The 18384-nt window shown below is 72.3% G+C and carries 17 protein-coding genes; 10 read left to right on the top strand and 7 right to left on the bottom strand.

Annotated features, from left to right (window positions below):
• Window positions 1-100: 100 nt before the first annotated feature.
• The 4 genes from Aut01nite_RS41680 to Aut01nite_RS41695 all read right to left on the bottom strand — a co-directional run bounded on the left by Aut01nite_RS41680 (window position 101) and on the right by Aut01nite_RS41695 (window position 2455).
• Window positions 101-1024 carry a methyl-accepting chemotaxis protein gene (locus tag Aut01nite_RS41680; protein WP_236642840.1) on the bottom strand — a complete coding sequence of 308 codons (924 nt, stop codon included), beginning with the start codon at window positions 1022-1024 and terminating at the stop codon, window positions 101-103.
• A complete protein-coding gene (locus Aut01nite_RS41685; RefSeq protein WP_043527376.1) occupies window positions 1021-1563 on the bottom strand; it encodes a PAS domain-containing protein in 543 nt (180 codons plus the stop codon). The genes Aut01nite_RS41680 and Aut01nite_RS41685 overlap by 4 nt, the downstream gene beginning before the upstream one ends.
• Before the next feature lie 80 nt (window positions 1564-1643).
• Entirely contained in the window at window positions 1644-1997 is a 354-nt protein-coding gene (locus Aut01nite_RS41690) for a DoxX family protein (protein WP_043527378.1), read from the bottom strand.
• A complete protein-coding gene (locus Aut01nite_RS41695; RefSeq protein WP_043527380.1) occupies window positions 1994-2455 on the bottom strand; it encodes a DUF6232 family protein in 462 nt (153 codons plus the stop codon). Before Aut01nite_RS41695 ends, Aut01nite_RS41690 begins: the two co-directional genes overlap by 4 nt.
• Before the next feature lie 79 nt (window positions 2456-2534).
• Here Aut01nite_RS41695 and Aut01nite_RS41700 point away from each other — a divergent pair, with 79 nt between their 5' ends.
• On the top strand, window positions 2535-3308 hold the full coding sequence (locus Aut01nite_RS41700) for an enoyl-CoA hydratase/isomerase family protein (RefSeq protein ID WP_043527382.1): 774 nt from the start codon (window positions 2535-2537) through the stop codon (window positions 3306-3308).
• A gap of 42 nt (window positions 3309-3350) precedes the next feature.
• The gene (locus tag Aut01nite_RS44565; protein WP_268871715.1) at window positions 3351-5645 is read left to right on the top strand and encodes an Hsp70 family protein; all 2295 of its coding nucleotides are present in this window, start codon (window positions 3351-3353) and stop codon (window positions 5643-5645) included.
• Between the two features lie 577 nt (window positions 5646-6222).
• Here Aut01nite_RS44565 and Aut01nite_RS41710 read toward each other — a convergent pair.
• From Aut01nite_RS41710 to Aut01nite_RS41720, 3 genes are all read right to left on the bottom strand, one after another.
• Window positions 6223-6555, bottom strand: coding sequence for a PLDc N-terminal domain-containing protein (locus Aut01nite_RS41710; RefSeq protein ID WP_043527384.1), 333 nt, complete (start codon window positions 6553-6555; stop codon window positions 6223-6225).
• Between the two features lie 38 nt (window positions 6556-6593).
• Window positions 6594-6947: a DUF202 domain-containing protein gene (locus tag Aut01nite_RS41715; protein ID WP_052163991.1), complete on the bottom strand. Its 354-nt coding sequence runs from the start codon at window positions 6945-6947 to the stop codon at window positions 6594-6596.
• 142 nt (window positions 6948-7089) lie between these two features.
• Complete coding sequence (locus Aut01nite_RS41720; protein ID WP_043527386.1) at window positions 7090-7464, bottom strand: YidH family protein; 375 nt, start codon at window positions 7462-7464, stop codon at window positions 7090-7092.
• Window positions 7465-7875: 411 nt separating this feature from the next.
• On the opposite strand from Aut01nite_RS41720, the gene Aut01nite_RS41725 reads away from it, so the two are divergent.
• From Aut01nite_RS41725 to gatC, 8 genes are all read left to right on the top strand, one after another.
• Window positions 7876-8652: an electron transfer flavoprotein subunit beta/FixA family protein gene (locus Aut01nite_RS41725; RefSeq protein ID WP_043527388.1), complete on the top strand. Its 777-nt coding sequence runs from the start codon at window positions 7876-7878 to the stop codon at window positions 8650-8652.
• A gap of 20 nt (window positions 8653-8672) precedes the next feature.
• Window positions 8673-9605: an electron transfer flavoprotein subunit alpha/FixB family protein gene (locus Aut01nite_RS41730; protein WP_043527389.1), complete on the top strand. Its 933-nt coding sequence runs from the start codon at window positions 8673-8675 to the stop codon at window positions 9603-9605.
• Between the two features lie 389 nt (window positions 9606-9994).
• On the top strand, window positions 9995-11170 hold the full coding sequence (locus Aut01nite_RS41735; protein ID WP_043527391.1) for a cysteine desulfurase family protein: 1176 nt from the start codon (window positions 9995-9997) through the stop codon (window positions 11168-11170).
• A gap of 9 nt (window positions 11171-11179) precedes the next feature.
• Complete coding sequence (gene mnmA, locus Aut01nite_RS41740; protein ID WP_043527393.1) at window positions 11180-12277, top strand: tRNA 2-thiouridine(34) synthase MnmA; 1098 nt, start codon at window positions 11180-11182, stop codon at window positions 12275-12277.
• Window positions 12270-13265: a methionine synthase gene (locus Aut01nite_RS41745; protein WP_043527395.1), complete on the top strand. Its 996-nt coding sequence runs from the start codon at window positions 12270-12272 to the stop codon at window positions 13263-13265. Before mnmA ends, Aut01nite_RS41745 begins: the two co-directional genes overlap by 8 nt.
• A gap of 61 nt (window positions 13266-13326) precedes the next feature.
• A complete protein-coding gene (ligA, locus tag Aut01nite_RS41750) occupies window positions 13327-15762 on the top strand; it encodes an NAD-dependent DNA ligase LigA (RefSeq protein WP_083999305.1) in 2436 nt (811 codons plus the stop codon).
• Window positions 15763-15932: 170 nt separating this feature from the next.
• On the top strand, window positions 15933-18110 hold the full coding sequence (locus tag Aut01nite_RS41755) for a putative bifunctional diguanylate cyclase/phosphodiesterase (RefSeq protein ID WP_052163992.1): 2178 nt from the start codon (window positions 15933-15935) through the stop codon (window positions 18108-18110).
• Entirely contained in the window at window positions 18083-18382 is a 300-nt protein-coding gene (gene gatC / locus Aut01nite_RS41760) for an Asp-tRNA(Asn)/Glu-tRNA(Gln) amidotransferase subunit GatC (protein ID WP_043527397.1), read from the top strand. Before Aut01nite_RS41755 ends, gatC begins: the two co-directional genes overlap by 28 nt.
• The last annotated feature ends 2 nt before the right edge of the window (window positions 18383-18384 follow it).

Raw genomic sequence — 18384 nt, forward strand, 5'->3', positions numbered from 1 at the left:
CCCCGGCGTGTCGATTCGGGCGTTCTACCAGCGCGGCTGACACCCTGGCGTGTGAATTCGGGGCGCGGACAGCGGCCCGGATTCACACACCGGGTCGTGGTCAGGAGTCGCGGATCGTGGTGACGAAGCGGGAGACCTCGGCCCGCAGCACCTCGGCGAGCTGCGACAGGCCGCCGTCGCCGGCGCGGTTCCCGCCGTCCACCGCCAGCGCGATGCTCTCCACCAGCCCGCTCATCTCCCGGATCCGATCGGTGACCGCCTCCAGCACCCGGATCGCGTCGGCCGCGGACTGCTGCACCGTGTTGACCTGGTTCATGATCTCGGAGCTGGAGGCGCTGGTCTCGTTCGCCAGGTTCTTCACCTCGTTCGCGACCACGCCGAAGCCCTTGCCCGCCGTCCCGGCCCGCGCCGCCTCGATCGTCGCGTTGAGGGCCAGCAGCCGGGTCTGTGCCGCCACCTGGTTGATCAGATCGACCGCGTGCCGGATCTCGTCCGACGAGGTGCGCAGCGACGACACCGTGCCCAGGCCGTGCTCGGCGTCGGTGACCGCGTCCCGGGCGAAGTCGGCCAGATTGTTCGCCGACCGGCCCATCTCGGTCGCGGCCGTGGCCACCTGCTCGGAGACGGTCAGCACCGCGGACTCCAGCTCGTCGGCGAGCGCCTGCCGGGCCCGCGCCGCGTCCGCGAACTGGGTCGCCGTCCGGCTCATCACCTGGTTCGAGTGGGTGATCTGCTCGGCCGCCGCCCGGTACGCCCCAGCCAGCCCCTGCGTGAGGAACCGCCGGTGGAACCGCCCCTCGGATGCGGCCGCCGACGCGGCGCCGGCCTCCCGGACGAACGCGTCGATGTGGTCGAGCAGCCCGTTGATCGCCGCCCGCACCCGGGTCGCCCGCTCCGACTCACCGATCGGCGGCACCCGCGCCTCCAGATCACCGTCGCAGGCCCGCTCGCAGACCTCGGTGACGATCCGCACCGCCTCGTCCAGGGCGGCCATGTCGACGCCGGGCGCCTGCCGGGCCCTCACCGGACACCGCCGTCGGTGATCTCCCAGATCAGTTCGTCGTAGGTGCGGCCGCGCTCGGCGAGCATCCGCTCCAGAGCCGCGGTCCCGGCGGCCACCGCGTCCGGGGTCCGGGTCTGCGCGCGCTCCGCCGTCAGCATCCCGGCGTACACCTCCCGGATCGTGCGGACCGCCGACGGCGCCGGGCTGCGCCGGTTGGAGTGGTAGCCCAGCAGCCGGCCGGACCTGTCGAACGACGGCGTGACGTGGGCGAACACCCAGTAGTGCGCGCCGTCGGCGGCCAGGTTCAGCACGTACGCGAAGATCTCCCGCCGGTCCTGGATGGTGTCCCACAGCAGCTGGAACACGGCGCGGGGCATGTCCGGGTGCCGGATCACGTTGTGCGGCCGCCCCAGCGCCTCCCCTTCGGCCAGGGCCGAGACCCGGAGAAAGACCTCATTGACGTACGTGATGACGCCGCGCGCATCGGTCTTGGAGACGATCAGCTCGTTCTCCCCGAAGGTCCGCTCGACGCCGGTGGGCCGTACCTCGGTCGCTCTCATGGTTTCCTGATCGTCGCGAATCAGGAGGTTTCGCACCGGGGAATCACCGAATCAGCGAGCCACCCGCAAGGCCCAGGCGATCAGCGAGCCACCCGCAAGGCCCAGGCGATCAGCGGGGCCTGCAAGGGCAACCGGCCGAAGGCGATCGCCCGCCGGGCCGGGGCGGCGTGCCGCCAGTCCACGGCCATCTTCACATTCGCCGGGAAGACCGCGACGAACAGCGCCGCCGCGGCCAGCCCACCGGCGCGGCGGGTCCGCGGATGCGCGACGGCGGCGGCCACCGCGAGCTCGGCGACCCCGCTCAGATAGGTCCAGGTGCGCGGCGAGCCGGGCAGCGACCTCGGCACGATGCCGTCGAACGGCCGGGGCGCCACGAAATGCAGCACACCCGTGCCCGCCAGCAGCGCCGCGAGACCGGCGGCGTCCCGCCTCACCGGCGCACCGCCGGCTCCAGCGCGCGCTGCAGGGCGCGGTAGACGCGGCCGAACCGCTGTGCGTTGTCGGTGCGCATGAGCAGCACGTCACCCTCCCGGACCCGGCCCCAGATCTCGATGCTGCGGCTGCCCCGATCGTAGGAGGCATCCACCCGATCCAGAAGAAGGTCGGCGACCGGGACCACGGCCACCCCGACCAGGATGCCGCCGACGGCCAGGGCGACCGTGTCACCCAGTGAGATGTCGAGCGCCAGCGCCAGCAGCACGGCGAACACGCCGATCACCACCGGCAGGAGGATGGTCAGGCCCAGCGCGCCCCGCCAGGCGATGACACCCCAGGAACGGGAGCCCTTCGAATACCAGACCTGGAGGAGCTCGGACAGCCGGAACTCGCGCCCGTTCATCCAGACACCGGTCGATGTGATCAGCACTTCCGGGTCCCGGTAGTACGTGGTCATTTTCGCCTCCCCAGAGGGCCCACGTTATCCCGTACCCGTCGTAGGCTGGCAGGCAAACGGCGCGGTTCAGGGGGTTCCTGTGGGGGAGTTCGTGCGGCTCGAGATCACCGACGGCATCGGCACGATCCGGTTGGAACGGCCACCGGTGAACGCACTGAACACCCAGGTGCAGGAGGAGCTGCGGGAGGCCGCGCAGGCCGCGGCCACCGACCCGTCGGTGCGGGCCGTGGTGGTGCACGGCGCCGGGAAACACTTCGCGGCGGGCGCCGACATCACCGAGTTCACCACCGTGACCTACCCCGAGATGGTCGCCCGGGCCGGCGCGCTGTCCAGCGCCTTCGACGCGGTGGCGCGGATCCCCAAGCCGGTGGTCGCCGCGATCACCGGCTACGCGCTCGGCGGCGGCTGCGAGCTGGCGCTCGCCTGTGACTGGCGGGTGATCGCCGAGGACGCGAAACTCGGCCAGCCGGAGATCAAACTCGGCATCATCCCGGGCGCCGGCGGCACCCAGCGGCTGGCCCGGCTGATCGGCCCGGCCAAGGCCAAGGACCTGATCTTCTCCGGGCGGATGGTGGACAGCGAGGAGGCGCTGCGGATCGGCCTCGCCGACCGGGTGGTTCCGGCCGCGGAGGTGTACGAGACCGCGGTCGCGCTGGTCAAGCAGTACACGACGGGTCCCGCCCTGGCCCTGCGCGCCGCGAAGCAGGCGATCGACGGGGGCCTCAGCCTGGACCTCGCCTCCGGTCTGGCCCTGGAGTCCCACCTGTTCGCCGGCCTGTTCGCCACCGACGATCGGCTCGAAGGGACCACCGCGTTCGTCGAGAAGCGGAAGCCTGAGTTCAGCGGCAGCTAGTCGATATCCCGGATACGTGCCGCGATTGCCTAGACTGCGGGCATGTCCCTCGACCAGGGTGGTCCGCGGTACGCCCTCGGCGTCGACTTCGGCACCTCCAACACCGTGGCCGTCGCGCGATGGCCGGACGGCCGCGCCCGGCCGATCCTGGTCGACGGCTCGCCGCTGCTGCCGTCCGCCGTCTTCGCCGGCTCGGAGGGCGACCTGCTCGTCGGCCGGGACGCCGTGCACAGTGCCCGCCTCGACCCGGCCCGCTTCGAGCCCAACCCGAAACGGCGCGTCGACGACGGCCTCGTGCTGCTCGGCGAGCGTGAGTTCGAGGTCGTCGACCTGATCGCCGCGGTGCTGGCCCGGGTCGCCGAGGAATGGCACCGGGCGGTCGGGCCGTACCGTCCGGACGTCACCCTCACCTGCCCCGCCAGCTGGGGCGCCACCCGTCGCACCCTGCTCGCCGAAGCCGCCGCCCGGGCCGGGCTGGAAGGCGCCCGCCTGGTCGCCGAGCCGGTCGCCGCCGCCACCTACTTCGCCGAGGTCCTCGGCCGCGACGTGCCGATCGGCTCGGTCGTGATGGTGCACGACTTCGGCGCCGGCACCTTCGACACCAGCGTGGTCGCGCGGACCTCCTCCGGATTCGAGGTGCTCGCCGTCGACGGGCGGGACGACCTCGGCGGCCTCGACGTCGACGCCGCGGTCGTCGAACACCTGCGCACCGACGACTGGGGCCGGCTGATGGAACCGGCCACCGTCGAGGAACGCCGGGCCCGCCGGCAACTCTGGGACGACGTGCGGATCGCCAAGGAACGGCTGTCGCGGGCACAGTCGGCCGACTTCGTGGTGCCGCTGCTCGACGTGGAAGCGCACCTCACCCGGGAGGAACTGGAGACGGTCGCCCGGCCGGTGCTCGAACAGACCGTACAGATCACCCAGAATCTGCTGCAGTGGGCCGACCTGCCGGACGGCCGGCTCGCCGGTGTCTTCCTGGTCGGCGGCGCCAGCCGGATCCCGCTCGTCGCGACACTGCTGCACCGGGCGCTCGGCGACCCGCCGGTGGTCATCGAACAGCCCGAACTGGTCGTCGCGGAAGGCAGCATCCTCGCCGCGGCGGCCCTGCTCAGCACCGAACCGGCCGCGCCCGGCCCCACCGAGGAACTGCGGCTGCCGTCGCGATATCTACCCGCCCGCGCCGAGGACGACCAGGCCGCCCCACGACCCGGCGATCCGGCGACCGTCGTCACCCCGAGACCGGTGGTCGTGCCGAATCCGGCCACCGGCGACCGCGCGACCGTGGTGGCACCCGAACCGGTCCAGGACGACCGGGCGACGGTCGTCGCGCCCCAGCCGGGCCGGGACCAGGGGGCGACCGTCGTCACGCCTCATCTGAACGCGGACGACGGGGCGACGGTTGTCGCGCCTCATCCGAACGTGGACGACCGGGTGACCGTCGTCGCGTCTCATCTGAACGCGGAGGACCGGGCGACGGTTGTCGCGTCTCATCCGAACGTGGACGACCGGGCGACGGTTGTCGCGCCGAAACCGGGCGTGGACGACGGGGCGACAGTGGTCGCGAGCAAGGCGACCACGCCGGTTCAGGCCGTTCCGTCGGCACAGGGGCCCGAGGCCGGTCGGCCGGGCGGCGACAGCGAGCCGAAGACCGGGAAAGCCGAGGCGAACGGGGCGGCGGCACTGCCGAGACGCCAGCCGCGTTCCGGGGACCAGCCGGGGCGGCCCGGGGGCCAGCCGGGGCGTTCCGGAGACCAGCCGGGGCGGCCCGGAGACCAGCCCGCGCGTTCCGGGAACCGGCCCGCGCGGCCCGGTGACGGGCCCGGTGGCACGTCGCGGCAGAACCGGGTGGACACCCCGCCGCATCTGCGGCCGCCGGTCGACCCGTGGCCGCACGCCGCGGACGCCTGGCGCCCCGACCCCGACGCGACCGTCGCCACCAGCCCGCCGGAGCACGAGAGCCGGACACCCGTACCGCCGCGGCAGCCCGGATCACCGCAACGCCCGTCCCGGCCGCAACCGCCGGTGGTGGCGCACGCCCGGCCGATCTCGCCGGTGGCGCCACCAGCCGCACCCGCGGTGGGTTCCGCACGTCCGCCGTCGCCGGTGCGGGCGACCGCCGCGCCGGCCAAGCCCGCTCCCGAGCCGGCCCGGGTCCGCCGCCCGCGTCGCCGCAGCAGGGTGGTCCGTGCTCTGCAGGTGCTGCTCAGCCTCGTGATGATGGTGACCGTGCCGTTGGTGGCGCTGGTGCTCGCCTACGGCTACGGCAATGCGAAGCCGATCGAGCAGGACGCCATCCAGGTTTTCGAGGACATCCGGGAACTGCTCGGCCTCTGAGAAGCGGTGCCCGGCCGGTGAGACGTCGGGCCTCAGGGGATCAGCCTGCCGTTCGCACTGCGGGCCGGCGGTTGCACGGCCGGCGTCGAGACGGGGACGGATGCCGTGACGGTCCGACCGCGTCCGAGATGTCGCTCTGCTTTCCCGGGAAGGTTTCCGGCCTGCTCCGGCAGCGGGCCCGCCACTTCCCACCGCCCCGCGAGGCGTCCCCCGCCCGCGACGCGGTCCCCTGACTACTCACCTCGCTGGGCCGGGGTCGGCGGCCGATCGTGGGGTCGAACGGGTCAGCAGCCACAACCAGCCGGGGTAGCCGGGACGGGCATGCATGAGTGGCACCCGGGGACGGTCGTGAGGGGATGCCTGCCGTGGCCGCCGCGAGTCACGGGACGCAGTGTGGCCCGTACCGGAGCACGGTGGGAGAGAAGCCCCGGGGACCGGAAGTGGACAACCGCCGTAGTGGTGTTGAGAAGGCTCGGCCAGGTGTGGGCGGGTTCGCTTGGCGGGAGTGAGCTCGGTGACGGCGCCCCGGGTTCGGGATCTCGGGCTTGGTTTTCGGGCTTCGGTGAGCGGCGGGGGGTCAGGGTTGTTGCTCGTCGTCCTGGTGCATCTCGCGTTCCAGGCGGGCCAGCAGTTCGCGGTCGCGGCGGGACTGCTCACTGTCGACGGAGCGCAGGAATTCGGCGTCGTCGTCGGGGGAGGAGGGGCGGCGGGTGGTGCGCCGACCGGTGGTGCTGAGCGGGCGGCCGGTGAGGAAGTAGGCGATCGGGCCGGCGATCGGGACGAGCAGGATCAGCAGAACCCAGAGCACGCGGGGCAGATTGCGGACGCGATCGGCCGAGAGGCTGCTGATGAGTGCCAGGATCAGCAGCACGAGCGCGATCGCGGCGAAGAAGATGAACACCCGGACCATGCCGCAATGATGCTCCTCGCAAGCGCCGGCGGCGACGATCAGAGCATGACAACCCATCCGCTGAGGACCGCGAGGGCCGTGATGACGAGCGCGTAGGCGCGGATCGTCCGGGGTGACGGCTGCGGGAAACGGCGCCGAAGATCCCGCGCCCGGTGGAGGGCGACGGCCACCATCGCCGCCCAGCCGCCCATTGCGGCCGCCGCCACCAGGGACTCGCCAACCCCGGCGCCGGGCGCGAACGCGGGCCGCAGGAGAAGCAGCGCGACCGCGGCGGCCGAGAGGCCGGTGCGGCGCCAGGCCAGCCGGGTGCGGACCGCCGACGCGCCCGGATCACGGGCCACCCGGGCGCAGGCGCCGGGATCGCGGCGATGGTCGGCGCACGGCCCGGACATCAGAAGCCCCGGGCGCCCGGGCGGGGCAGCGAGGACATCCGGGCGTATGCGCTGGGGATCGGGGATGCCTGGGTGGGTGGACCGGGCGGCGAGGACGGCTGGGCCGGGTTGGGCATCGGGGATCGAGCGCGTGGGCCGGGCATCAGAAGACCTGGATCAGGACCGCGATGATGATGGCTAAGGCACCGAGGGCGACGGCCACGGCCAGCACGGCGGGGAAACGGGATCGGGGCAGGTCGGTGCCGTGGCGCATGGCTCGTTCGGTGCGGACCCAGTGGTCGACGGCGCGCAGCGCCACGAGGGCGCCGAGCACCAGCAGCAGGATGGCGATGATCTCCCGCAGGTGGGGGACCGGCAGCGGGGGCAGGAACTGCGCGCAGGCCAGGCCGCCGGCGATGAGGGCCAGGCCGGTGCGGATCCAGGCCAGAAAGGTGCGTTCGTTGGCGAGGGAGAACCGGTAGTCGGGGGTGCTGCCGGACTGCGACGGGTCGAACCATTCCCTCAAGCCACCGGACACGTTGCCGATTATTGACCCACTGGGTCAAGAAGGTCGTGCCAGAGACTGCGGACTTCGTCACTCACGCAGGCTTCTCGGGGGCGTCCACAACGGCACCACGGCGAGTCGGGCCCCGCTCGACCATGGGACTGCGGTCCCGTCTGATCGGAACGTGAGGGACTATGGGGCGTAGATGGGCTCATGCCCCTCGCGAGCGAGACGTTTTGACCGGGCATGTCTGACACCTCCTCATCGCCCACTGTAGCGATCGTGATCGCCACGTGGGTGAGGTGTGTCACTCTGGGTGGCCGGCAACAGTGAAGCTACTGACGGGTAACCTGGCTGACATGTCCGCCGCCCCGGCATCGTTCCGGCGCCAGGACAGGGTCGACCGCAACGGTGCGTTCAATACAGGAGGGTCGTAGGAACGCGATGAACATCGTCGTACTGGTGAAGCAGGTACCCGACTCCGGTGCCGAGCGCACTCTCAGCGCTGATTTCTCGGTGGACCGGGCGTCGTCGAGCAACGTCATCAACGAGATGGACGAGTACGCCATCGAGGAAGCGCTGAAGATCAAGGAAGCGCACGGTGGCGAGGTGACCGTCCTGACCGTTGGTCCGGCCGGAGCGACCGAGTCCATCCGCAAGGCCCTCTCCATGGGACCCGACAAGGCCGTCCACGTCCAGGACGACACCCTGCACGGTTCCTGCGCGGTCGCCACCTCCAAGGTGCTCGCCGCCGCGCTGCGCACCCTCAACCCCGACCTGATCCTCAGTGGCGCCGAGTCCACCGACGGCCGGGTCCAGGTCGTTCCGCACATGCTGGCCGAGCTGCTCGGCGTGGCCGCTCTCACCGGCGCCCGCAAGCTCACCGTGGACGGTTCGCAGCTGACCGTCGAGCGCCAGACCGACGAGGGCTACGAGGTCGTCACCGCGGCCACCCCGGCCATCGTCAGCGTCTGGGACACCATCAACGAGCCGCGGTACCCGTCCTTCAAGGGCATCATGGCCGCCAAGAAGAAGCCGGTGCAGGCGCTGTCCCTGGGGGACCTGGGCGTCGCGGGCGACGAGGTCGGCTTCGCCGGCGCCACCAGCCAGGTGCTGGAGTTCTCGAAGCGGCCGGCCCGCACCGGCGGCGCGAAGGTCGTCGACGAGGGCAACGGTGGCGAGCAGCTCGTCGCGTACCTGGCCACCGAGAAGTTCGTCTGAGTTCGAGGGGATAGAGAACAATGGCTGAAGTACTGGTCGTCGTCGAGAACGGCGTCAAGAAGGTCACCCTCGAGATGCTGACGATCGCTCGTGGCCTCGGGTCCGTCTCGGCTGTCGTGTTCGGCGACGCCGACACCGCCAAGCTCGGCGAGTTCGGTGCCGAGAAGATCTACACCGCGTCCGGTGAGGACGTCGACGGTTACCTGGTCGCCCCCAAGGCCACCGTGGTCGCCGAGCTGGTGAAGCGGGTGCAGCCGGCCGCCGTGCTGCTCGCGTCCACCCAGGAGGGCAAGGAGATCGCCGCCCGTCTGGCGATCAAGTTGGACAACGGCCTGCTCACCGATGCGGTCGCGCTGGACGCCGACGGCACCGCCACCCAGGCGATCTTCGCCGGTTCGGCGATCGTCAAGTCCAAGGTGACCAAGGGCCTGCCGATCGTCACCATCCGCCCGAACTCGGTCACCCCGGAGCCGTCCGCCGCGTCCCCCGCGGTCGAGCAGCTGACCGTGGCCGTGTCGGACACCGACAAGCTCACCAAGGTCGTCCAGCGGGTCGCCGAGCAGAAGGGCTCCCGCCCCGAGCTCACCGAGGCCGGCATCGTCGTCTCCGGTGGCCGCGGCGTCGGCAACGCCGACAACTTCAAGCTGGTCGAGGAGCTCGCCGACCTGCTCGGTGGCGCCGTCGGCGCGTCGCGTGCGGCCGTCGACTCGGGTTACTACCCGCACCAGTTCCAGGTCGGCCAGACCGGCAAGACCGTGTCGCCGCAGCTCTACGTGGCTCTCGGCATCTCCGGCGCGATCCAGCACCGGGCCGGCATGCAGACCTCGAAGACGATCGTCGCGGTCAACAAGGACGCCGAGGCGCCGATCTTCGAGCTCGCCGACTTCGGCGTGGTCGGTGACCTCTTCAAGATCGTCCCGCAGGCCGCGGACGAGATCCGCAAGCGCAAGTAACACCCCGCTTCTCGCACGGCCCGGCGTCGAACCCCGGCGTGTGGAGTCCGGCCGCCATCCGCGCCCGGACTCCACACGTTCGAACGGGGTTTCCCGCCGGGCCGTTCCGGTTCGCGGGCAGGCTCCGCCGACGGGGTTCCACCGGGCCGTTGCGACCGGCGGGGCGGTCGGGTGGGGTGGCCGTGACCACCGCATCCGGCCCGGCGGTCGCGGGTCGGCCCGGTCCCGGGACCACCTCGCGCGGTACGGGCGGGACGGGGAGTTCGGCGGGGGCCGCGCACGGCGTACAGAATCAAGGTGTGGAATCTGATCTCGATCTCGATCTCGGGGTCGAGGGTGTGATCTTCCCGGACGGGGATCGCGCGGGGAGACGGCCTAAGCTGGGGGCGATGGCCTACCTCGATCATGCGGCGACCACGCCGATGCTGCCCGCCGCGCTCGACGCCTACGTCGCGGCGGCCCGTGCGCTCGGCAATCCGTCCTCCCTGCATGCGGCCGGGCGCGGGGCCCGGCGGCTGGTGGAGGAGTCCCGGGAGCGCATCGCCGCGGCCCTGGGCGCCCGGCCTTCCGAGGTGATCTTCACCAGCGGCGGCACCGAGGCGGACAATCTCGCCGTCAAGGGGATCTTCTGGGCGCGGCGTGACGCCGACTCCCGGCTGCGGCGCGTGGTGGCCTCCGCGGTCGAGCACCACGCGGTGCTGGACGGGGTGGAGTGGCTCGGCCGGCACGAGGGCGCCGAGGTCACCCTCCAGCCGGTGGACGAGCTCGGGCGGGTCGATCCGGAGGCGTTCGCCGAGCTGGTGCGCGCGCATGCCGGCGAGATCGCCGTGGTCAGCGTGCAGTGGGCGAACAACGAGGTCGGCACGGTGCAGCCGGTGGCCGAGCTGGTGGCGATCGCGGCCGGGGCGGGCATCCCGTTCCACACCGACGCGGTGCAGGCGGTCGGTCAGGTCGCGGTGGACTTCGGCGCGAGCGGCGCCGCCGCGCTGACGCTCACCGGGCACAAGGTCGGCGGTCCGGTCGGGGTCGGCGCGCTCCTGCTGGGCCGGGACGTCTCCTGTACGCCGTTGCTGCACGGTGGCGGCCAGGAGCGCGACGTCCGTTCCGGCACCCTGGACACGCCGGGCGTGGTGGCGTTCGCCACCGCCGTCGAGGCCGCGGTCACCAGCCGCGAGGAGCACGTGGGGCGGATCACGGCGCTGCGCGACGAGCTGGTCGCCCGGGTGCGGGCCGCGATCCCGGACGCGATCCTCAACGGCGACCCGGATCAACGGCTGCCCGGCAACGCGCACTTCTCCTTCCCAGGCTGCGAGGGCGACGCGCTGCTGCTGCTCCTGGACGCTCAGGGGATCTACTGCTCGACCGGTTCGGCCTGCTCGGCGGGGGTGGCCCAGCCGAGTCACGTGCTGCTGGCGATGGGCGCCGACGATCGGCGGGCCCGCTCGTCGCTGCGGTTCAGCCTCGGTCACGACAGCACCAAGGCGGATGTGGACGCGCTGCTCGCGGCGCTGCCGGGCGCGGTCGAGCGAGCCTGCCGGGCGGGAGCCTGGAAGACACCCAGATAGGCTGGCGTCATGCGAGTTCTTGCGGCCATGTCGGGTGGTGTCGACTCCGCGGTGGCGGCCGCCCGCGCCCGGGATGCCGGCCACGACGTCACCGGTGTGCACCTGGCGCTGGCGCGTAATCCACAGACCTTCCGGACCGGGGCGCGCGGCTGCTGCACCCTGGAGGACTCCCGGGACGCGCGGCGGGCCGCCGACGTGATCGGCATCCCGTTCTACGTGTGGGACATGGCCGAGGAGTTCCACGACAGCGTCGTCGACGACTTCGTCAACGAGTACGCCGCGGGCCGCACGCCGAACCCCTGCCTGCGCTGCAACGAGAAGATCAAGTTCGCTGCGGTGCTGGACCGGGCGGTGGCCCTCGGCTTCGACGCGGTGGTCACCGGCCACCACGCCCGGCTGGGCGCCGACGGGCTGCTGCGCCGCAGCGTCGACCTGCCGAAGGACCAGTCCTACGTGCTCGCCGTGCTGACCCGCTCGCAGCTCGACCGGGCCGTCTTCCCGCTCGGTGACTCGACGAAGGAGCAGGTCCGGGCGGAGGCCGCCGAGCGTGGGCTGGCCGTCGCCGACAAGCCCGACTCGCACGACATCTGCTTCATCTCCGACGGCGACACCCGTGGCTTCCTGGAGAGCCGGCTCGGGTCGGCGCCCGGCGACATCGTGGACGGGCGGACCGGGGAGAAACTCGGGACCCACAACGGGGCGTACGGGTTCACCGTCGGCCAGCGCAAGGGCCTCGACCTGCGAGTCCCCGCCTCCGACGGCCGCCCGCGGTACGTTCTGTCGATCACCCCGGTGAACAACACGGTCACCGTGGGCCCGCGTGAGGACCTCGAGGTCGACGTGGTGACGGCGGACCGGCCGATCTGGCACGCGTCCTCCGGCGTCGCGGACTGCGAGGTGCAGTTGCGGGCGCACGGTGAGGTGGTCGGCGCCTCCGTCACGGTGACCGGCGACGCGCTCGTCGCGACGCTGAAGGCGCCGGCCCGGGGAGTCGCCGCCGGGCAGGCCATCGTGGCGTACCAGCCGGACCCCGGCGGGGACATCGTCCTCGGATCGGCCACCATCACGGCCGGATCGCGTTCTCTTCCGGCGGCGTCGCATGTCTGACTTCCCTTGGGCGCCGGGGTCGGCCACCGGGATCGGCTCGCTGCCGGGGGACGACATCGCCGAGGCGCAGCGGATCGTGTTCGGCGAGTTGCCGGCGCTGCCGCATCTGGCCGAGCTGCCCGAGCGGGGGCCGGGCGCGGACATGATCGGCCGGACCGCGGGTCTCCTGGTCGACCTGCCGGTGCAGGTCTACGCCGGGCGGTGGCAGATCGCGGCACGGGCTGGGAAAGATCTACGGCGGACGTCCGACCTGCTGGAACGTGACCTGGACCAGCTCACCGAGCAGGCCGGGGGATACACCGGCCCGCTCAAGATCCAGGCGGCCGGTCCGTGGACCCTCGCCGCGAGCCTGGACCTGCCGATCGGCGGCCGGCTGCTGCGCGACCCCGGCGCGGTCCGTGACCTGACCGACTCGCTCGCCGAGGGACTCCGGCGGCACGTGGCCGAGGTGCGCAAACGGGTGCCCGGCGCGACCGTGCTGCTCCAGCTCGACGAGCCGTCCCTGCCGACCGTGCTGGCGGGGCGGGTGCCGACCGAGAGCGGCTTCAGCGTGTACCGGAAGGTCGACGGCCCGGCCGCCGCCACCGGTCTGCGGACCGTGGTCGAAGCGGTGGGCACCCCGGTGATCGTGCACTGCTGCGCGCCGGACGTGCCGCTCCAGGTGATCCGGGACGCGCGGGCCACCGCCGTCGCCTTCGACCTGTCGCTGCTCAAGGACCTCGACCCGCTCGGCGAGGCGATCGAGGCCGGGCTGGGGATCTTCATGGGCGCCGCGCCGACCCGGGCGCCGGCCGGGGAGCGGCCCGAGTCGAAGAAGATCGCCGAGAGGGTGCGCACGGTGTGGCAGCGCCTCGGCTTCCCGGCGGCCCGGCTGCCGGAGCAGGTGGTCGTCACCCCCGCGTGCGGGCTGTCGGGCGCGCCGATCGGGTACGTTCGCGCGTTGCTCAAGGCGTGCACGGAGGCCGGCCGCCGGCTCGCCGAGGTCTGACCGGGCCGCCCCTCCGCGTCCTCCGTCCTTCCTTCGAGGGCTTGACGGCGGGCTGCGAGAAATGTCGGTGGGTGGGACTAACGTGCCAGTTGGATTCACTGACACGGAGGTTCCGGTGCCCGACGATTCGACTCCTTCGCTGGACACGCCTGCCGGTGCCGACCCGGCGCAGGCGGCCGCTGCCCGGCACACCGAGCTCGCTGACGAGATCCGCGAGCATCAGCATCGTTATTACGAGCTTGATGCGCCGACGGTGTCGGATGCGGAGTTCGACCGGCTGCTGCGGGAGCTGGAGGGCCTGGAGGAGCGGTTCCCCGAGCTGCGCACGCCCGAGTCGCCGACGCAGCGGGTCGGTGGCAAGGTCTCCGGCGACTTCCCCACGGTCGAGCACATCGAGCGGATGATGTCGCTGGACAACGTGTTCAACCTCGACCAACTGGCGGTCTGGGCCGAGCGGACCGAGCGGGACGCGGGCGGCCCGGTCCGGTTCCTGTGCGAGCTCAAGATCGACGGTCTGGCCATCAACCTGACCTATGAGAAGGGCCGTCTCGTTCGCGGCGTCACCCGCGGCACCGGGCGGGCCGGCGACGACGTCACCCCCAACGTGCGGACCATCCGCGACATCCCGGAGCAGCTCACCGGCGACGACGTGCCCGACCTGGTCGAGGTGCGGGGCGAGATCTACTTCCCGGCCGAGGCGTTCGCGGCGCTCAACGCGATGCTGGTCGAGCAGGGCAAACCGACGTACATGAATCCGCGTAACGCCGCCTCCGGCAGCCTGCGCCAGAAGGATCCACGGGTCACCGCCGCGCGCGGGCTGGGCATGGTGGTGCACGGGCTGGGCGCGCGGGAGGGCTTCAGCCCGGCCTCCCAGTCGGCGGCCTATGCGGCGATGAAGGCGTGGGGTCTGCCGGTCAGCGAGCGGTGGCGGCTGGTCGACGATCTGGCCGGGGTGCGCGAGTTCATCGATCACTACGGCAAGCACCGGCACGACGTCGAGCACGACATCGACGGCGTGGTGGTCAAGGTCGACGACGTGGCCATCCAGGGCCGGCTCGGTTCGACCAGCCGGGCGCCGCGGTGGGCGATCGCCTTCAAATATCCGCCCGAGGAGGTCACCACCAAGCTCCTCGACATCCAGGTCAACGTCGGGCGCACCGGCCGGGTTACCCCCTATGCGGTGGTGCAGCCGGTGACGGTGGCCGGGTCCGAGGTCGAGTTCGCGACCCTGCACAACGCGCAGGAGGTCGTTCGCAAGGGCGTGCTGATCGGCGACACGGTGGTGCTGCGCAAGGCCGGTGACGTCATCCCGGAGATCCTCGGCCCGGTGCTCGATCTGCGGCCGGCGGACGCGCGGGCGTTCGTGATGCCGACCGAGTGTCCCGACTGCGGCACGCCGCTCGCCCCCGCCAAAGAGGGCGACATCGACATCCGGTGTCCCAATTCGCGGTTCTGCCTCGGCCAGCGTCGCGAGCGCCTGGCCTACATCGGTGCGCGAGCGGTGCTCGACATCGACGCCCTCGGCGAGAAATCGGCGCGGGCGCTGATCGACTCCGGAGTGATCGCCGACGAGGGTGATCTGTTCGCGCTCACCGAGGAGGATCTGCTCCGAGTTCCGTTCTTCGTGAGGAAGGACGGGACGCTCGGGGCCAACGCGGCGAAGATGCTGCAGAGCCTGGCGGAGGCGAAGACGCGGCCGCTCGCCCGGATTCTGCGGGCCCTGTCGATCCGGCACGTCGGCCCGGACGCGTCCGGCGCGCTGGCTCAGGAGTTCGGCTCGATGGAGGCGATCGAGGCGGTCGTCGCTCAGACCTCGGCGGCCCCGATCACCTCCCCGTCCTCCTCCCCAGCGGACCCCTCGCCCTCCGCCTCGGATGAGCCGTCGATGGCGCCCGGGTCTGCGCCGCCCGCCGGCTCACCCGTTCCTTCCTCGCCGTCGCCGGACTCCGGGGAGCGGGCGGAGCCGACGGTCCCGGATGAGCCGGCGGGCTCGGAGATCGTCGGCGAGCCGGCGGCCGCGGGCGATGCCGATGATGAGACGCCGGCCGCCGGGAAACGGAGGGTCAAGGAGGTCGATCCGCTCGCGGCGGTGGAGAAGGTCGGGCCGACCATCGCGGAGAGTCTGCGGGAGTGGTTCGCCGTCGACTGGCACCGGGAGATCGTCGAGAAATGGCGGGCGGCCGGAGTGAAGATGGCCGACGAGCGGGTGGAGACCGGGCCGCGGACGCTCGATGGGCTGTCCGTGGTGGTCACCGGCACGCTGGCCGGTTATACCCGGGACAAGGCGGCTGCGGAGATCACCAATCGGGGCGGCAAGGTGAGCGGTTCGGTGTCGAAGAAGACCGGGTTCGTGGTGGTCGGTGACAACCCCGGCAGTAAGTACGACAAGGCGATCGCGCTCAAGGTGCCGGTGTTGGACGAGGCTGGTTTCGGGGTGCTGCTGGCCGACGGGCCGGTGGCGGCCCGCGCGGTGGCGGAGACCACTCCGGAGAGCTGACCGGGAGTGGGTTCGCGGGTGGGCCGCGGTCACCCGGGAGGATGAAACGTGGGAGATCGTACGTTCAGGAGTATATGAGCGAGTAGCAACGTTTAGGTGCTTTAGGGCAAAAAGCGCCATATGGATCTATGGTGTATGCGACCGGTGATCGAGGCCATCGTGGAGGTCGCATGGATGCCGCTCGCCCGCGGACGGCCGTCTCGCGGCACCGCCGGACAGCCGTCCTCTCCACCGTGTCGGCGGGGATCGCCGCCGCCGTCCTGCTCTGGTCCGGTGGTGCGCTGCCGCCCGCGTTCTGGGTGATGGCGGTGCTCGCCGTGGTGGCCGACGTCCGGCCCTATCTGGTGCCGGGCCGCCGAGCCAGCGCGGTGATCCTGCCGTCGATCTGCTTCACCTTCGCGGTGGCGCTGGCCTGGGGAGCGGCTCCGGCGTGCGCGGTCCAGGTGGTCGCCGTGGCGGTGGCGGGGGTGCGGATGCGGCACTCGGTACGCCGTACCCTGCACCTCGCTCTGCAGCACGCCGCGGCGCTGATCGCCGCGGCGACCGTCGCGGGTCTCGCGTCCCCACGCCTCGGCGGCAGTCTCGAGGGAGCCCCGGCCGGTGGTGACGGCGGCCCGGCCGGTGGGGACCGGAGCGGCCTGAGCGGCGGGTGGGACGGCGGCGAGGGCGGCCTCCTCGGTGCGATCGGTGGGGGGCCGGAGTGGTGGGACGCGGTCGTCATCTGCGCCGCGGCGCTCGCCTGGATCGGTGGGCGGTACGCGGTCGCGGCCCTGGTCCGCGGGCTCACCACCGATGGGCGCACCCCGGCACGGCGGCGTCGAGGGCGGGCCGATCTGCTGGCCACCGCCGCGTTGCTGCTGCTCGGGCCGGTGGTGCTGGTCGCCGCCCGGGTCAGTCCGGCGCTGCTGCCGCTCGCCCTGCTGGCGCTGCACGCCGTGCACCGGATGGTCCGCTGGGCGGGTGAGTCCGAGCGGGCCGCCCGCTTCGACGCGCTGACCGGGCTGCCGAACCGGCGCAGTCTGCAGGTGGCGATGTCGGAGCGGGCGCCGGATCGGCGGCGGGCTCTGCTGCTGCTCGATCTGGACCGGTTCCGGACGGTCAACGACGCGCTCGGTCACGGCGCCGGCGACCGGCTGCTGACCCGGGTCGCGGACCGGCTGACGTCGGTGGTTCCGGCGCACGACATGGTGGTCCGGCTGGGAGGCGACGAGTTCGCGGTGCTGGCCACCCGGGTCGAGGACCCGGCGTCGGCCCGGCGCATCGCCGAGCACCTGACCGAGGCGCTGAGCCGCCCGTTCCCGCTGGACGGCACCCCGGTCGAGTTGAGCGCGTCGATCGGGATAGCGCTGCAGTCCGGCCGCCGGGACGGCAGCACCCTGCTGCGCGAGGCCGAGTCCGCGATGTACGAGGCGAAGCAGCGCGGCGATCAGGTCGCGGTGCACGGGCCGGACGCCGCCGGGCTCACCCCGGACCGGCTGACCCTGGTCGCCGACCTGCGGACCGCGTTGCGCCGGGAGCCGCCGGACGACGGGATAGTCCTCTACTACCAGCCGCAGATCGCGATCGCGACCGGCGAGGTGGCCGGAGTGGAGGCGCTGCTGCGCTGGCGGCACCCGCGGCGGGGCACGGTCGGGCCGGAGGAACTGCTCCGGGCGGCCGAGCCGACGCCGGTGATGCGGCTGCTCACCGCGCGGGTGCTGGAGGAGGTGGTGGTGCAGCTGGCGGCGTGGCGCGACGAGGGCGCCCCGCTGCGGGCGGCGGTCAACGTCAGCGCCCGCGACCTGCATGCCGGGGACATCGCGGACCGGGTGGGTGATCTTCTGGAGCGGTACGGCGTACCCCCGCGGCTCCTGCAGTTGGAGATCACCGAGAGTGCGCTGATGGCCGATCCGCACCGCGTCCTGGAGACCACCACGCGGCTGAGCCGGATGGGGGTGGCGATCTCGCTCGACGACTTCGGCACCGGGTACTCGTCGTTGCAGCATCTGCGGCGGCTGCCACTGGCCGAGGTCAAGATCGACCGCTCGTTCGTGCTGGGCATGGCGACCGACCCGGGGGACGCGGCGATCGTACGGTCGGTGATCGGTCTCGCCGGGGATCTCGGTCTCCGGTCCGTCGCCGAGGGGGTGGAGGACGAGGTCACCTGGCGCCTGCTCGCGGCGGCCGGCTGCCACAGCGCGCAGGGCTGGTTCCACGCCCGCCCGATGCCCGCCGCCGATCTGAGGAAATGGCTGGCACGGTACCGCCCGGTCCGACCCGGGAAACGCGGCGAAATAGACTCAGGCTTCGCACGTACTACGCCGAACAACGAGGGGGCAGGATGGCCGCCATCTCCCGCGAAGAGGTAGCGCACCTGGCGCGCCTGTCGCGGCTCGCCGTGACCGAAGAGGAGCTGGATCGATTCGCGGGTCAGCTCGACGTGATCCTGCAGTCGGTCGCCCGGGTCGGTGAGGTGGCCGCGGAGGACATCCCGCCGACCTCGCACTCGGTTCCGCTGACCAACGTGTACCGCGACGACGTGCCGGTGCCGAGCCTGACGCAGGACGAGGCGCTCTCCGGCGCTCCGGACGCGTACGAGGGCCGTTTCCGGGTGCCGCGCATCCTGGACGAGGAGGAGTGACC

Origin of the sequence: Actinoplanes utahensis, assembly GCF_016862455.1 — a bacterium.
GTDB classification, from domain to species: domain Bacteria; phylum Actinomycetota; class Actinomycetes; order Mycobacteriales; family Micromonosporaceae; genus Actinoplanes; species Actinoplanes utahensis.

Coding starts and splice junctions, on each gene's coding strand:
- Aut01nite_RS41755 (WP_052163992.1), top strand. CDS start 15,933: ATGGATGCCGCTCGCCCGCGGACGGCCGTCTCGCGGCACCGCCGGACA.
- mnmA (WP_043527393.1), top strand. CDS start 11,180: ATGCGAGTTCTTGCGGCCATGTCGGGTGGTGTCGACTCCGCGGTGGCG.
- Aut01nite_RS41695 (WP_043527380.1), bottom strand. CDS start 2,455: ATGACCACGTACTACCGGGACCCGGAAGTGCTGATCACATCGACCGGT.
- Aut01nite_RS41685 (WP_043527376.1), bottom strand. CDS start 1,563: ATGAGAGCGACCGAGGTACGGCCCACCGGCGTCGAGCGGACCTTCGGG.
- Aut01nite_RS41715 (WP_052163991.1), bottom strand. CDS start 6,947: ATGTCCGGGCCGTGCGCCGACCATCGCCGCGATCCCGGCGCCTGCGCC.
- Aut01nite_RS41710 (WP_043527384.1), bottom strand. CDS start 6,555: ATGGTCCGGGTGTTCATCTTCTTCGCCGCGATCGCGCTCGTGCTGCTG.
- ligA (WP_083999305.1), top strand. CDS start 13,327: ATGTCGGTGGGTGGGACTAACGTGCCAGTTGGATTCACTGACACGGAG.
- Aut01nite_RS41735 (WP_043527391.1), top strand. CDS start 9,995: ATGGCCTACCTCGATCATGCGGCGACCACGCCGATGCTGCCCGCCGCG.
- Aut01nite_RS41730 (WP_043527389.1), top strand. CDS start 8,673: ATGGCTGAAGTACTGGTCGTCGTCGAGAACGGCGTCAAGAAGGTCACC.
- Aut01nite_RS44565 (WP_268871715.1), top strand. CDS start 3,351: ATGTCCCTCGACCAGGGTGGTCCGCGGTACGCCCTCGGCGTCGACTTC.
- Aut01nite_RS41745 (WP_043527395.1), top strand. CDS start 12,270: ATGTCTGACTTCCCTTGGGCGCCGGGGTCGGCCACCGGGATCGGCTCG.
- gatC (WP_043527397.1), top strand. CDS start 18,083: ATGGCCGCCATCTCCCGCGAAGAGGTAGCGCACCTGGCGCGCCTGTCG.
- Aut01nite_RS41725 (WP_043527388.1), top strand. CDS start 7,876: ATGAACATCGTCGTACTGGTGAAGCAGGTACCCGACTCCGGTGCCGAG.